Origin of the sequence: Phenylobacterium sp., from assembly GCF_016793285.1 — a bacterium.
GTDB lineage: Bacteria > Pseudomonadota > Alphaproteobacteria > Caulobacterales > Caulobacteraceae > Phenylobacterium.
In genome coordinates this window covers 71,820-85,248 of the sequence record NZ_JAEUMO010000032.1, presented here as the reverse complement: position 1 = coordinate 85,248, position 13,429 = coordinate 71,820, and the positions used below count along the sequence as shown (strand labels likewise).

The window sequence follows — 13,429 nt, the reverse complement described above, 5'->3', positions numbered from 1 at the left end:
GGCTTCTCGAAGGTGGCGTGGTCCTGGATCTTGTCCGGGTCGAAGACGACCACGTCGGCGTAGTTGCCAACCTTCAGCGTGCCGCGGTCGTGGAGGCCCAGGTTGTGGGCGGGCAGGGCGCTGAGCTTGCGCACCGCCTCGGCCAGCGTGAGGCGCTTCTCGTCGCGCACGTACTTGGCCAGCAGGCGGCTGAAGTTGCCGTAGGCGCGGGGGTGGGTGGAGGAGAGCAGGAACGGCCCTTCGGGCGCCTGGCCCTCGGCGTCGGAGCCGAAGCTGACCCAGGGCAGGGCGGTCTGGCGGGCGACGTTGGCCTCGTCCATCAGGAAGTAGACCACCTGCACGCGGCTGCCGTCCTCAATGACGAGGTCGATGGCGGCGTCGCGCGCGTCGACGCCCCGATCCTTCCCTACCTGCGCCAGTGTCTTGCCCGTCAGCCCCTTCAGCTTGGGGTTCTTGAAGCCGACCAGCAGCGTGCCCTCGGGCCCGGCGTAGCGCATCAGGTTCGCGAACCCGCCGTCCTCCAGGTCCATCTCGGCCTTCACCTTCGCCCGCGTGGCCGGGTCCTTCAGGCGCGCGATCCACTGCTCGACGCCGCCGGCCTGCACCCACGTGGGCATCGCCGCGTCCAGGCCCGTCGAGCCCGCGGTGTAGGTGTACATGTCGGCGGTGATCCGCTGGCCGGCGGCGCGCGCGGCCTCCACCTTGGCGATCACCGCGTCCAGCTTGCCCCAGTTGGGCCGGCCCGACTGCTTCAGGTGGTAGATCTCGGCCGGAGCCCCCGAGCGCCGCGAGATCTCGATCAGTTCGTCGACCGCCTCCAGCAGGCGCTTCTCCTCCGAGCGCATGTGGCTGATGTAGAAGCCGCCGCACTTGCCGGCTTCGGTGACCAGCGCCGCCAGCTCGTCGGTCTCGGCGAACGTCCCCGGCGCATAGATCAGCGACGAGCCCACGCCCATCGCGCCGTCCTCCATCGCCTGCTTCACCAGCGCCCGCATCGCGTCGAGCTGCGCCGGCGTCGGATCGACGTCGCCTTCGCCCAGCACGTGGATGCGCACGGTCGCGGCGCCCACGAACGAGGCTACGTTCACCGAGACGCCCTTCTTCTCCAGGAACCGAAGGTATTCGTCGAGCGAGGTCCAGGGGATCGCGTACTTGATGTCGCCCTGCCGCTGGATCGCCAGGGCCTTCATCTGCGGGTTCAGCGGCCCCATCGAATCGCCTTCGCCCATCACCTCCAGGGTCACGCCCTGCTTCAGTTCCGAGAGCCCGCGGCCGTCGTGGATCAGGCTCTCGGTCGACCACGACAGCATGTTGATGAACCCCGGCGCGACGGCCTTGCCGGCGGCGTCGACGGTCTTCTTCGCCGCCCCGGCCGGGCAGGACCCGACACAGACGATCCGCTGCCCCTTCACGCCCACGTCGCCCTTGAACGCGGGGCCGCCGGAGCCGTCGTAGATCGTCCCGCCGCGGATGATGAGGTCGTAGGCGGGCGCCTGACCCTGAGCGGATGAAGCGAGCAGGGCCGCCGTCGCAGCCAGAACCAGTCGAAGCTTCATTCTCGCCACCCCACCCCACGGAACGTCATGGCCGGGCTTGTCCCGGCCATCCATAGACACCGATCTCGGCAGGTTCGCAGCGGCGCCTGCCGGACACAACCCGAAGCGCCCGCGTGTCTGGATGGCCGGGACAAGCCCGGCCACGACGTTCAAAAGGAGGGCGAAGGAAGGCGACTACCGCTTCCGGACGAACACCGTCCCCGCCGAATAGCCCGCACCGAACGAGCAGATCAGGCCGGTCTCGCCGGCGGCGAAGTCGTCGTTGGCCTTGTGGAAGGCGATGATCGAGCCGGCGGAGGAGGTGTTGGCGTACTCGTCCAGGATGATCACGTTCTCGGCCGCCGTAGGCTCGCGGCCCAGCACGCGCTTCCCGATCAGCTCGTTCATGTTGATGTTGGCCTGGTGCAGCCACATGCGCTTCAGGCCGTGCGGGTCGATGCCGAGGTCGTTCGCGTGTCCGACGATCATCTCCGAGACCATCGGCACCACTTCGCGGAACACCTTGCGGCCCTCCTGCACGAAGAGCTTGTCGTTCGCCCCGACGCCTTCCGGCGCGGCGCGGTTCAGGAAGCCGAAGTTGTTGCGGATGTTGTTCGAGAACTGAGTCTTCAGCCGCGTGCCGACGATGTCCCAGCCGCCCTGCGCCTGGTCGGCCCGCTCCACGATCACCGCGGTCGCCACGTCGCCGAAGATGAAGTGGCTGTCGCGGTCGCGGAAGTTGAGGTGGCCAGAGCAGATCTCCGGATTGACCATGAGGACGGCCCGCGCCGAGCCGCCGGTCACGAAATCGGCCGCCGTCTTGATACCGAAGGTGGCCGACGAGCACGCCACGTTCATGTCGAAGGCGAAGCCCTCGATCCCCAGCGCCTGCTGCACCTCGATCGCCATGGCCGGATAGGCCCGCTGCATGTTCGAGGCGGCGCAGATCACCGCGTCGATCTGCGAGGCGTCCTTGCCCCACCCCGCGATGGCCTGCCTCGCCGCCTCCACCGCGATCTCGGCCAGCACCGAGATCTCGTCGTTGGAGCGCTCGGGGATGTTCGGCGCCATGCGCTCGGGGTCGACCAGGCCGGTCTTGTCGATGACGAACCGCGACTTGATGCCCGACGCCTTCTCGATGAACTCGGGCGAGGAGGGGGCGAGCGCGGCGACTTCGCCCGCTGCGATGGCGTCGGCATTGGCGGCGTTGAAGCGTTCGACGTAGGCGTTGAAGGTCTCGACCAGCTCGGCGTTCGAGAGGCTGTGGGGCGGCGTGTAGAGGCCCGTGGCCGCGATCACCGCTTCGGTCATTCGAGTAACTCCTGCCCCCGGGCACGCTGTTTGCCCTGATTAGCACGTCGCGGCGGGCCGTCAGCGCCGATTGTGGCCCCTCAGCCACAGATACGGAACGAACAACCCTTCGCCATAGAACCGTCCGGCGGGGGCCGCGTTTGGCGACGATCCAGCGACGGCTGGGCGGGCTGTTCAGCGACCAGAGTACGGAGTTCCTCCCCAAAATGAAAAACGCTCTCATCGCCGCGGCCTCGCTGGCCGCGATCGCCGCCGCCGTCCCTGCCGCCGCGCAGGCCCAGGACGCCGCCACCACCAACGCCGGCGCCTACGTGAACCTCAACCTCGGCATCGGCAGCTACGGCTCGGCCGACGTGAAGGTGATCCAGGGGCGCGCGGGCTACCGCTTCAACGACTGGATCGGCGTCGAAGGCGAGCTCGCCACGGGCCTCGACAGCGACAAGGACACGATCTCGGGCGTGCGCGTGAAGCAGACGCTCAAGCACGAGGCGGCCGCCTACCTGGTGGGCTTCGCGCCGATCGCCGCCAACACCGACCTGATCGCCCGCGTCGGCTACGGCACGACCAAGGCCAAGGTCAGCGCCGCGGGCGTCTCGGCCTCGGACTCGAACGAGTCGTTTAACTACGGCGTCGGCGCCCAGCACCGCTTCGACGGCGTGAACGGTGTCCGCGCCGACTTCACGCGCCAGGAGTTCAACAACGGCGGTGGCCACGCCAACGTCTGGACCGTCGGCTACACGCGCAAGTTCTAGGAGACCGGGCTGGCGGGCGCAGGCGCGTTCCCGGTCCTCTCGAGGATGCCTGCGTACCGCAGGGAAGGCCACCGCGTCGCAGCGGTGGCCTTTTCCTTGACCGTCGCCCCCCTCGCGCCCACGCTCCGGCGCTCAATGAGGGGAGGAGCGCATGGACGAGGCGTTCTTCGTTCAACTGGCCGCTTCGGCGGCGGCGGTCGCCGTGCTGGTGGGAATCGCGGCCTGGGCCAAGATCGCGCGGCCCGTCGGCCCGCTGGACGAGCACAAGGCGCGTGCGCTCCTCGCCGAGGAGTTTCCCGCGCGAGCGGTCGACGCCGTCTGGATCTCTTCCGACGGAGCCGGCGCGCTGGCCAAGTCCGGCGGCCTTGCGCTGGTGATCTGCCGCGTGGGCGACGGCTTCGCGGCGCGCCAGATCCCGTGGCCGCAGGCGGTCTCGGCGACGTTCAGGAACGGCCGCCTCTCCATCGACCTCTCCGATATCGCCGCGCCGCGCGCCGTGATCGCGCTGCCCGCCTGGCCGCCGAAGAGCTTCAACGGGGACCTCGCCGCTTGATCCCCGATCCGATCCACGCGGCGTTCGACCCGGTCGCCTACGCCACGCCGTTCTTCATCCTCACCGTCATCCTGGAGATCGTGCTGGCGCGCTTCGGCAAGGCCGACGCGCGCTACGAGGCCAGGGACACCGCCGTGTCGCTCGGCATGGGCCTGGGGTCCAGCGTGGCGGGCGTGCTCTTCGGCGCGCTCGGGTTCACGGCGGTGGTGTGGGTCTGGCAGAACCACCGCATCTTCGACATCCCGATGACGGCGTGGTGGGCGTGGATCGCCGTCTTCCTGGCGGAGGACCTGACCTACTACTGGTTCCACCGGCTCAGCCACGAGCGCCGGGTCTGGTGGCTCAGCCATGTGAACCACCACTCCAGCCAGCACTACAATCTCTCCACGGCGCTCCGGCAGACCTGGACCGGCGCGCTGAACGGCAGTTGGGCGCTCTACGTGATCCTGTCCCTGCTGGGCTTCCCGCCGGCGATGGTGGCGATCCAGAAGGGGGTCAGCCTCGTCTATCAGTACTGGATCCACACCGAGGCGATCCGGCGGATGCCGGCCTGGTTCGAGGCGGTCTTCAACACGCCCTCGCATCACCGCGTGCATCACGCCAGGAACCCGGTCTACCTCGACCGCAACTACGCCGGCATCCTGATCGTGTGGGACCGGCTGTTCGGCACCTTCCAGCCCGAACTGGACGACGAGCCCTGCCGCTACGGCCTCGTGAAGAACCTCGCCACCTTCAACATCGTCCGCGTCGCCTTCCACGAGTGGATCGCCACCGCCCAGGACATCGTGCGCCACCCGCGCCACGCCCTCGGCTACCTCTTCGGCCCCCCCGGCTGGAGCCACGACGGCAGCCGCGAAACCAGCGCCATGATCAAGGCGCGGGCGGCAGAGGCGAAACCTGCGACGGAACGGCTGGACGCGGCGGCATAGCTTCAGCCCCTTCTTCCGCTCGCGGGGATGACCGCGGTTCCTGTGTCTCTGATCTGGAGGGTCCAGTTCCGCTCGCTCGTCATGATGCAGACCGCGAACATCAATCCCGCAGCAGCGGCAGGCTCAGTCCGCCCACCGGCCGGGCTCCGAGGATCTCGCGGCGGAAGCGGAAGAGTTCCGCCGGCCTGCCGCCGGTGTCGACGTCCTGGCGGCCCAGGCCCTGGAGCAGATCGGCGCGTTCCAGGGCGCGGCGGAAGTTCTGCTTGTGCAGGGGCACGCCGGCGATGGCTTCGACGGTCCGTTGCAGCGCCGACAGCGTGAAGGCGTCCGGCATCAGCTCGAACACCACCGGACGGTACTTCAGCTTGCCCCGCAACCGCCCCAGCGCCGTGGCCAGGATGCGGCGGTGGTCGGAGATCATCGGCTCGCCCAGGGCGATCGTCAGGGCGTCGGACCGCAGCGGCGCGGCCTCGCTGCGGTCGCGGGCGGCCTCGGGAACCAGGCCGGCCTCGTAGAGCAGCTCGTAGCGGTCGAGCACGCGCTCCTCGTTCCACGGCGCGCCGTCGAGCGCGAAGAGCAGCCGGGCGCGGGCCAGCTTCTGGGCGTCGGCGCCCGCCCAGGCGCGCAGGGCGGCCTCGACGGCGTCCAGCGCGTCCGGCCGGCCGGTCCGCCAGTCCTCCCACGGGAAGATGCGCGACCAGGGCCGCCATTCGCTGCCGGCGAAATGGGTGTCCACCGCCGCCGGAGCCAGGGCCAGGTAGCCCACGGAAATGACCCGGCTTGCGCCCGCGCCGTCCCCCAGGTCGGCCAGCGGCGCGTCGCGGCCGGCGTCGCCGAAGGTGTAGAGCTGCTCGACGTAGCCCAGGTCGAAGCGCGTCTGCGCGGTCACGTAGGCCCGCAGCGCCAGCTCGAACGTGCGGTCAGCGTCCGGGTCGAAGGGGCCGAAGGGCAGGCCGGCGGGGTCGCCTGCGCCGCCGTGGCGCACCGTGAGCGCCACCGCCTCGCCGTCGCGGATGGCGACGACCACGGCGCTCAGCCCGATGACGACGGCTCTGGTCATGGGGCCCGCGTCATTCGGTGTCGAACGCCTGATCGTGGCGCTGATAGCCCGCGGCCTCGGACAGCACTTCGAACCGGCGCAGGTAGTGCGCCTGCGCGTCGAACGGCGCCTGCGGCTCGATCTTCAGGTGGTAGCCGGCGGGGGGGGCGCCGAAGAAGTCCAGCGATTCCTCGTGGCCGAATCCCGCCAGTTGCGTCGCCTCGAAGAACGCGCAGGCGCGGTCGGCCTGCTTGATCAGCTTCTTGACCGCCGTCGGCGTCCGGGCGGGCAGGCCGAAGCGCACATGGATGGCGTTCTCCAGCCGCTCCTCGAACAGCTTGTAGTCGTAACCCAGGGCCGCCTTGAACGGGCTGATCATGTCGCCGATCACGTATTCCGAGGCGTCGTGCAGCAGCGCCGCCAGCCGCCAGCGCGGCGCCACGTCGGGCTGGATGTGGGCGACGATCTCCTCGACCACCACCGAATGCTGGGCGACCGAGAAGGCGTGCTCGCCGACCGTCTGGCCGTTCCAGCGGGCCACGCGGGCCAGGCCGTGGGCGATGTCCTCGATCTCGATGTCCATGGGCGAGGGGTCGAGCAGGTCCAGCCGGCGGCCGGAAAGCATCCGCTGCCAGGCCCGGGGCGCCCCTTGCGTGCGACGCAGCCCTTTTCTCACCTGCGCATTCCTCTCAAAGTCGAGGTCGTGAACTGGCCCAGGACCTGAGAAAGATCAATCCGGGCCGCACGGAACAGGCTAAGTATCCAGCCGGAAAGAGGAAGGATGCACCGATGAGCTGGGCTCGCATCATGGCGCCGCTGTCCGGAGGGCAGGGGGACGCCGCCGCCGTCGCCGCCGCGAAACTGGTCGCCGAACCGTTCGGCGCCGAGCTTGCGTGCGTCTACACGCCCGCCGACGTCGCCGACGTCATGCCCTGGATGGGCGAGGGGTTCCTGGGCGGCGTGCAGACGACCGCCCTGGAGTCGCTCAAGGAGGCCACGGCCGCCGGCGAGGGCAATGCGCGCAAGGCGTCCGCCGCCGCCGGCTACGCCAAGACCCAGTTCGTGGCGTTGCAGACGCCGGTCTGGGCCGGGCTTTCGGCCGAGAGCCGCCTTTCGGACCTCGTGGTCTTCACCAGCGATCCGTCGAAGGGGCGCGGCCCGCTGGCCGAGGCGTTCCAGCAGATGGTCGCCGACGAGCAGCGTCCCGTCCTGATCGCCAAGCCGGGCCTTCGGGTCGGCGGGACGGTGGTGGTCGCCTGGGACGGCGGCAAGGAGGCCTCGCGCGCCGCGCGCCTCGCCACGCCGCTCCTCGAGAAGGCGTCGCGCATCGTGATCGTCGGCGCGCCGAAGGCGAGTTCGCGGTCGTTCGATCCCGATCGCCTGAAGGCCTACTACGGCGCCCGCGGCATCGACGCCGAGATCCAGATCCTGGACGACGCCGGCGACGCTGCGCCCGCCATCCTGCACGCCGCCGCGGCGGCCAACGCCGATGTCCTGGTGGCCGGCGCCTTCGGACATCCGCGCCTGCAGGAGTTCATCTTCGGGGGCGCCACGCGGACGCTGCTGAACTCGGACGGCCCGTCCCTGTTCCTGTCCCACTAGCGTACATATCTGAACTGCCAGGAGGTAACGTCATGGCCCTGTCGCGCATCGTCATGCGGCTTGCCCGCAACCCCGGAACAGAATTCGCCGGCGGCGACGACCACCGCGGCTACGCCCTGACTGCGCCGCTGACGGCCGATGGCATGCTGGACGAGGCCGCCTATTCGAAGGCGCGCGACGCCTGCACGGTGCGCCGCTTCGCGCCGGACGAGGACGCCGCCGACGGCCGCCTGGCGCGCAAGGGCCAGAAGTGGTTCTTCGACTACGACGAGGACGATCCGTCCGACGACGAGCCCGTCCATCGCCTGGGCCAGCACCGCTTCGCTGTCGGCGAATACGTCACCGTCACCGACGAGGACGGCCGCCCGCTCACCTACAAGGTGGTCGAGGTGCAGCCGGCGGCCTGAGCGGCCGTGATCGGCGAGGGTCCGGGCGCAGCCCTAGAGCATCGTGCCGAAAAGTGGCCGCCAGCTTTCGGCGATAACGATGCGAAATCAAGAATCTGGAGCGCGCTCTAGACCCCGCCGTTCTTGCGCACCAGACGCTTCACGTCGTCGTAGACGTCGTCGCCGTCGTGCCGTTCGGACTTCGACTTCACGACCGCCACGGTGATCGGCCCGCGCTTGGGCCCGCCCGCTTCGTAGCCGACGTAGCGGTAGCCGTCCGGCAGGTCTTCTCCGGTGTAGACGAAGGTCGCGCGGACCCCGCGCTTGTCGGGGTTCAACTGCTCGCCGCGCAGGCGCACGTCGCGGCGCATGCGGACGGTCGCGCCGTCGCCGCCGGCGTCGATCCGGATCGGACCGACCTGGACCTTCGCGGTGTCGTCGGACTCGTTGGCGACGATGTGGATGCCGGGCAGGTTCACCCGGGTCGTGCCGTCGCCGGACTCCGTGACGACCGTCTTGCCGTCCTTGACCGAGACGTTGACCGCGTCGGTGTCCTTGCCGTCGACCTTGACCTTGCTGTCGACCTTCACGTTGCCATCGGCGTCGGCGTGCAGTTCGACGCCGCCCTTCGCGTCGCCGCGGGCCTCGGCCTCGGCGCGCGCCGCGGCGCCCTTGGCCCCGGCGTCGGGCTCGGCGGCCTTCTCGCCGTCCTTGCCGTCGGCCGCGGCCGACGGGGCCGTCCGATTGGCAAGCAGGGTGGTCTCGATGTTGGCCAGGGCGCTGTCGACGCCGCCGGCGGTCGAGACGAGCTGCAGGGTCACCTCGGCGCCGTCGGGTGCGGCGTACATGCAGGTCTTGCCGTCGGACGTGGCCATGGTGCGCGTGAGTTCGCCCTGCTTCATCGGGCACTCCAGCGCCGCACGCGCGGCGGGGACCTTGGGTCCGCAGGCGGCCGCGGTCAGCGCGAGGGCCGAGGCGGCGGCGAGGTAAAGCGGCTTCATCGAAAAAGGGCTCCGTCCTGTTGCGCGCGCCGTCAGCAAGGGTCGGTCCGGTGCTGCGTCCGGCGGCGCGCTGCTCTGGACAGCGCGCCTTCCGGGGCGGCGAACCGGTGTCCACCTCGCATGAAGGCCCGCGAAGGCTGGCCGGAGCCCTTCTAAAAGGCGAGTGAATTCGCGGTAAGTTACGCCCGGGTGTTACGCCGGGCGCCTGTTCAGGACTGTCCGGGACGCGCCGCGCCCTCGCGCCGGGCGAGGAAGGCCAGGCGCTCGAACAGATGCACGTCCTGCTCGTTCTTCAGCAGGGCGCCGTGCAGCGGCGGGATCAGCTTGGTCGGATCCTTCTCGGCGAGCGCGTCCCCGTCGATGTCCTCGACCATCAGCAGCTTCAGCCAGTCCAGCAGCTCCGACGTCGACGGCTTCTTCTTCAGGCCCGGCACCTTGCGCATGTCGTAGAAGATGCGCAGCGCCTCGGCGACCAGCTTCTGCTTCACGCCCGGATAGTGGACGTCGACGATCTCCTGCATCGTCTCCGAGTCCGGGAAGCGGATGTAGTGGAAGAAGCAGCGGCGCAGGAACGCGTCCGGCAGTTCCTTCTCGTTGTTGGAGGTGATGATCACGATCGGCCGGACGGCCGCCTTGATCGTCTCGTTCGTCTCGTAGACGTAGAACTCCATCCGATCGAGCTCCTGCAGGAGGTCGTTCGGGAACTCGATGTCGGCCTTGTCGATCTCGTCGATCAGCAGGACAGGGCGGCCGGCGTGCTCGAACGCCTCCCAGAGCTTGCCCTTCTTGATGTAGTTCTTGACGTCCTTGACGCGCTCGTCGCCGAGCTGGCTGTCGCGCAGGCGCGTCACGGCGTCGTACTCGTAGAGGCCCTGCACCGCCTTGGTGGTCGACTTGATGTGCCAGGTGATCAGGTCCGAGCCGAGCGCCGCGGCGATCTCGTACGCCAGGACCGTCTTGCCGGTGCCGGGCTCGCCCTTGATGAGCAACGGGCGCTCGAGGGCGATCGCGGCGTTCACCGCCACCTTGAGGTCTTCGGTGGCGACGTAGTTGTCGGTCCCTTCGAAACGCTGGCTCATTCAGGCTCCCCATGCGGACGAAGGCCCGCATTCGAACAGTTGTTTGTCCGGCGCCAGCCTATAGGGCCGCGCGCGAGGATCAAGCAGGTTCCATCGCCGGGCGAACCGCAGCTTCGAAGCGCCTCGCCTCACGGTGCGCGCGCATCGGCCCGGCGCGGCCGGCGCCTCGCGCTCAGCCCTCGCCCCGGACGTACTCGCCGAGCGCCTGGCAGAGCCGGGCCATGGCCGAGTCCCAGTGCCCGAACGCGTCGGGCAGGAAGACGCGGGTCTGCGGATACCAGGGATAGCGATCGGTCCCGAGCCGAGGCCACGAGCTGATCGAGGAGACCATCCAACTGGGCGTCCCTACCGCCGAGGCGATGTTGAACGTCGCGTTCGAGAAGCCGACGACGAGGTCCATCGCCGCGCAGAGGGCGGCGACGTCGTCCAGGTCGTCCTTCAGGTCTATGCCCGGCGGCTGCCAGATCTTCACGCCGAAGTCGCGCTCGGCCTGGGCGATCTCCTCGGCGCAGTCGCCGTACTGCAGGTTCACGAAGCAGACGCCCGGAACGTCGAACACGGGCTTCCACTGCTCGAACTGCGAGAAGAAGCGGGTGCGCCCCTTGCTGATGTTGCTCTTCCAGAGCAGGCCCACCCGGGGCCCCGCCGGCAGGGCCTGCAGCTCTTTCGTCCAGTGCGCCACGCGCGCCGGATCGGGGGTCAGGTAGCCCTTGTGGTCCGGGAAGGCGTCCAGCCTGCGGCGAAACTCGCGCAGCAGGCTGCCCATCGGAGTCCAGAGGTCGACCGTCTCGAGATCGGTGTCGGGGCAGCGGCGCACCGCCTGCGTGGCCACCACGTTGGTGATGTGGCGCGTGACCTCGGCGTCCGGGAAGCTGCGCTGGAACAGGCCCACCAGGCGCCGCTCGACCGAGATGCGCAGACGCCCCGTCGGCCCCAGCCGCTCGACGATGTCGGGCAGCACGCCCGCGAACAGGATCTCGTCGCCCAGGCCTTGCTCGGCGACGACCAGGAAGTCCTTGCCCTTCAGTTCGCCGCCCGGCTTCCAGCGCGGCCGGTCGATCCAGAAGTGCGTGACGCCGGCGAACTGCGCCGACAGCCGCGCCTCGTAGTCGTCCCAGCCCGCGCCGATTTTGCCGAGGCAGAGCTGGTAGGTGGAGCGCGCCAGCAGCATCATCTGCTTGTCTTCGGCGGTGTTGATGCGCTTCAGCGCCGTGTCGCAGTCCTTCAGGGCGCCTTCGTTGTCGCCCAGCCCGTGCTTCACCTGGCTCAGGTTGTAGCGCGCCTTGCCGAACTTCGGGTTCAGCCGCACGGCCTCGCCGAAGAAGGTCGCGGCGTTGGGCAGGTCGCCCTGGTCCATCACCACCGAGCCCAGGGTGTTCCAGAGCATCGGCGTCTCGGGATGCGCCTGGATCGCATTGCGCAGCAGCTCGATCGTCTCGTCGACGCGGCCCTGCTCGCGCATGACGCTGGCCAGGTTGTTGACGCCGTCGGCCTTCTCAGGCGCGTGCTGGATGTAGCGCGTGAAGAGCTTTTCGGCCTGCTCGTACATCCCCATCCGGAAGGCGAGGCGGCCGAGGTCGTTGGCCACTTCGGCGTGGTCGGGCAGCAGCTTGAGGGCCGCCTCGTAGGCCTGGACCGAGTTGGCGAAGTCGCCGGCGCGTTCGCGCGCGATGCCCATCAGATACCAGCCGACGCCGCTACGCTCGTCGATCTCCAGCGCCTTGACGGCCCACTTGCCGCCGTTGACGAAGTCCTCGCGGTTCAGGAACTCGATGGCGCGCTTCAGGAGCGGCGCGGCGGCCACCGCCTTGAGCTCGCTGACGGCCGATTCCAGGCGCGACAGCGAATCCTTGCCGCCGGACTCGCCCATCTCGCGCATCGACTCGGGCACGCTCGGCGCCGCGCCGACCTGGGGGCCGTCGGGGAGGGGAACGCTCTTCAGCGCCGTCTTGGCCATTCTCGCGGACTCCGGAAAGACGCCCCTTCCTCGCGCGCTATGGTTAACCTGCCGCTAAGCAGCGCCATTCGGTCGCACCCGCGCTGTCCGGCGGGGCGGCAATCGGCCGTTAACGGATGGGCCCTTAAGCGTGGGATGCGTTCGGTCGTGGCTCGCGCGAGAATGGATTCGCTCGATTCGCGCTGTTGCGATCGTGGGCGCAGACGAGGGACGGACTTGCCACTCAAACTATCGCTGAAGCCGGGTGAGAGGTTCGTCCTGAACGGCGCCGTGGTGCAGAACGGCGACCGTCGGGCCGTACTGGTCCTCCAGAACAAGGCGTCGGTCCTGCGCGAGAAGGACATCATGCACGAGGAGGACGTCCAGACGCCCGCGCGTCGGATCTACTTCCCGGTGATGATGATGTACCTCGACGAGGGCAGCGCCGAGAAGTTCTACGGCGACTTCGTCACGCGCATGACCGAATTCATGTCGGTCATCTCCAACCCCAACGTCCTCGCCGACTGCGTGGACATCTCCCGGTGCTGCATGGAGCGCGAGTACTATAAGGCGCTGATGCTCTGCCGGAAGCTCATCGACTACGAGAACGAAAGGCTGGGCCATGTCCCTTCAGGCGTATCAGCAGGCGGCGACGCGGGCTGAGAGCCCGCGCGACATGGAATACCGCCTCTTCGCCCAGGTGACCCGGGCGCTCATGGAGGCGGCGCAACTCGACAAGGCCGAGTTCGGCAAGCGCATGGACGCGCTCGACTGGAACAAGCGCATGTGGTCCACGCTGGCCGCCGAGTGCAACCGCACCGACAACGGGCTGCCGACGCCCCTGCGCGCCTCGATCATTTCGCTCAGCATCTGGGTGGGCAAGCACACCAGCCTGGTGATCCGCAACCAGGAGGAGTTCGAGCCCCTGATCGAGATCAACCGCATGATCATGCAGGGCCTCGCCGGCGGCCAGCAGGCCGCCGCCTAACCGCCCCAACCCCGCTCATCCCCGCGCATGCGGGGACCCAGACTTCTCCCGGACTGCCTGTGCGCCGCAGGCGCTGCTTTTCGAACCACCAAGCCCACCAGGACCGACGCCTTCCCCTTTGTGGCCTTGGTGGGCTTGGTGTCGAACAGTCGGCGCTGCCGCGCCACAGGAACCGACAGGCTCGCGCGACCGTTCACGGCCCGCCGCCGATCCGGCAGGATGTGCCGCCCGGCAGGAACGCGCTGCGCCAGGCTGCCGCAGCGCCGGCCGGAGGCGCGGGAAAAACGTAGTTAAAACAAAGGAATTTTCGCCGGCATG

14 protein-coding genes are annotated in these 13,429 nt (G+C 69.0%); 7 read left to right on the top strand and 7 right to left on the bottom strand.

Annotated elements, in window-relative coordinates; translation table 11 throughout:
* Positions 1-1,556, bottom strand: a 1,556-nt coding sequence (locus JNL41_RS04180; RefSeq protein ID WP_293473017.1) for a D-aminoacylase, incomplete at its 3' end; no start/stop codon positions are given.
* Positions 1,557-1,730: 174 nt separating this feature from the next.
* Complete coding sequence (locus JNL41_RS04175; protein WP_293473016.1) at positions 1,731-2,846, bottom strand: beta-ketoacyl-ACP synthase III; 1,116 nt, start codon at positions 2,844-2,846, stop codon at positions 1,731-1,733.
* 206 nt (positions 2,847-3,052) lie between these two features.
* On the opposite strand from JNL41_RS04175, the gene JNL41_RS04170 reads away from it, so the two are divergent.
* From JNL41_RS04170 to JNL41_RS04160, 3 genes are all read left to right on the top strand, one after another.
* Entirely contained in the window at positions 3,053-3,598 is a 546-nt protein-coding gene (locus JNL41_RS04170; RefSeq protein WP_293473015.1) for a porin family protein, read from the top strand.
* 151 nt (positions 3,599-3,749) lie between these two features.
* On the top strand, positions 3,750-4,151 hold the full coding sequence (locus tag JNL41_RS04165; protein ID WP_293473014.1) for a hypothetical protein: 402 nt from the start codon (positions 3,750-3,752) through the stop codon (positions 4,149-4,151).
* The gene (locus tag JNL41_RS04160) at positions 4,148-5,080 is read left to right on the top strand and encodes a sterol desaturase family protein (RefSeq protein WP_293473013.1); all 933 of its coding nucleotides are present in this window, start codon (positions 4,148-4,150) and stop codon (positions 5,078-5,080) included. Before JNL41_RS04165 ends, JNL41_RS04160 begins: the two co-directional genes overlap by 4 nt.
* A 100-nt stretch (positions 5,081-5,180) precedes the next feature.
* Here the strand turns inward: JNL41_RS04160 and JNL41_RS04155 are convergent, their stop codons facing one another.
* Both JNL41_RS04155 and JNL41_RS04150 read right to left on the bottom strand, forming a co-directional pair.
* A complete protein-coding gene (locus JNL41_RS04155; protein WP_293473012.1) occupies positions 5,181-6,140 on the bottom strand; it encodes an NAD regulator in 960 nt (319 codons plus the stop codon).
* A 10-nt stretch (positions 6,141-6,150) separates the two neighbouring features.
* Complete coding sequence (locus tag JNL41_RS04150; RefSeq protein WP_293473011.1) at positions 6,151-6,795, bottom strand: HD family hydrolase; 645 nt, start codon at positions 6,793-6,795, stop codon at positions 6,151-6,153.
* Between the two features lie 113 nt (positions 6,796-6,908).
* On the opposite strand from JNL41_RS04150, the gene JNL41_RS04145 reads away from it, so the two are divergent.
* Positions 6,909-7,721: a universal stress protein gene (locus tag JNL41_RS04145; protein WP_293473010.1), complete on the top strand. Its 813-nt coding sequence runs from the start codon at positions 6,909-6,911 to the stop codon at positions 7,719-7,721.
* A 32-nt stretch (positions 7,722-7,753) separates the two neighbouring features.
* Positions 7,754-8,128, top strand: coding sequence for a hypothetical protein (locus tag JNL41_RS04140; RefSeq protein WP_293473009.1), 375 nt, complete (start codon positions 7,754-7,756; stop codon positions 8,126-8,128).
* A gap of 107 nt (positions 8,129-8,235) precedes the next feature.
* Here JNL41_RS04140 and JNL41_RS04135 read toward each other — a convergent pair whose 3' ends face one another.
* The 3 genes from JNL41_RS04135 to JNL41_RS04125 form a co-directional block, all read right to left on the bottom strand.
* Positions 8,236-9,108: a hypothetical protein gene (locus JNL41_RS04135; RefSeq protein WP_293473008.1), complete on the bottom strand. Its 873-nt coding sequence runs from the start codon at positions 9,106-9,108 to the stop codon at positions 8,236-8,238.
* Between the two features lie 209 nt (positions 9,109-9,317).
* Positions 9,318-10,187 (bottom strand): MoxR family ATPase, encoded by an 870-nt coding sequence (locus JNL41_RS04130; protein ID WP_293473007.1) that lies wholly within the window; start codon positions 10,185-10,187, stop codon positions 9,318-9,320.
* 172 nt (positions 10,188-10,359) lie between these two features.
* The gene (locus tag JNL41_RS04125; RefSeq protein ID WP_293473006.1) at positions 10,360-12,144 is read right to left on the bottom strand and encodes a tetratricopeptide repeat protein; all 1,785 of its coding nucleotides are present in this window, start codon (positions 12,142-12,144) and stop codon (positions 10,360-10,362) included.
* A 216-nt stretch (positions 12,145-12,360) separates the two neighbouring features.
* Here JNL41_RS04125 and flbT point away from each other — a divergent pair, with 216 nt between their 5' ends.
* The gene (gene flbT / locus JNL41_RS04120; protein WP_293473005.1) at positions 12,361-12,786 is read left to right on the top strand and encodes a flagellar biosynthesis repressor FlbT; all 426 of its coding nucleotides are present in this window, start codon (positions 12,361-12,363) and stop codon (positions 12,784-12,786) included.
* Positions 12,746-13,111 (top strand): flagellar biosynthesis regulator FlaF, encoded by a 366-nt coding sequence (flaF, locus tag JNL41_RS04115; protein ID WP_293473004.1) that lies wholly within the window; start codon positions 12,746-12,748, stop codon positions 13,109-13,111. Before flbT ends, flaF begins: the two co-directional genes overlap by 41 nt.
* The last annotated feature ends 318 nt before the right edge of the window (positions 13,112-13,429 follow it).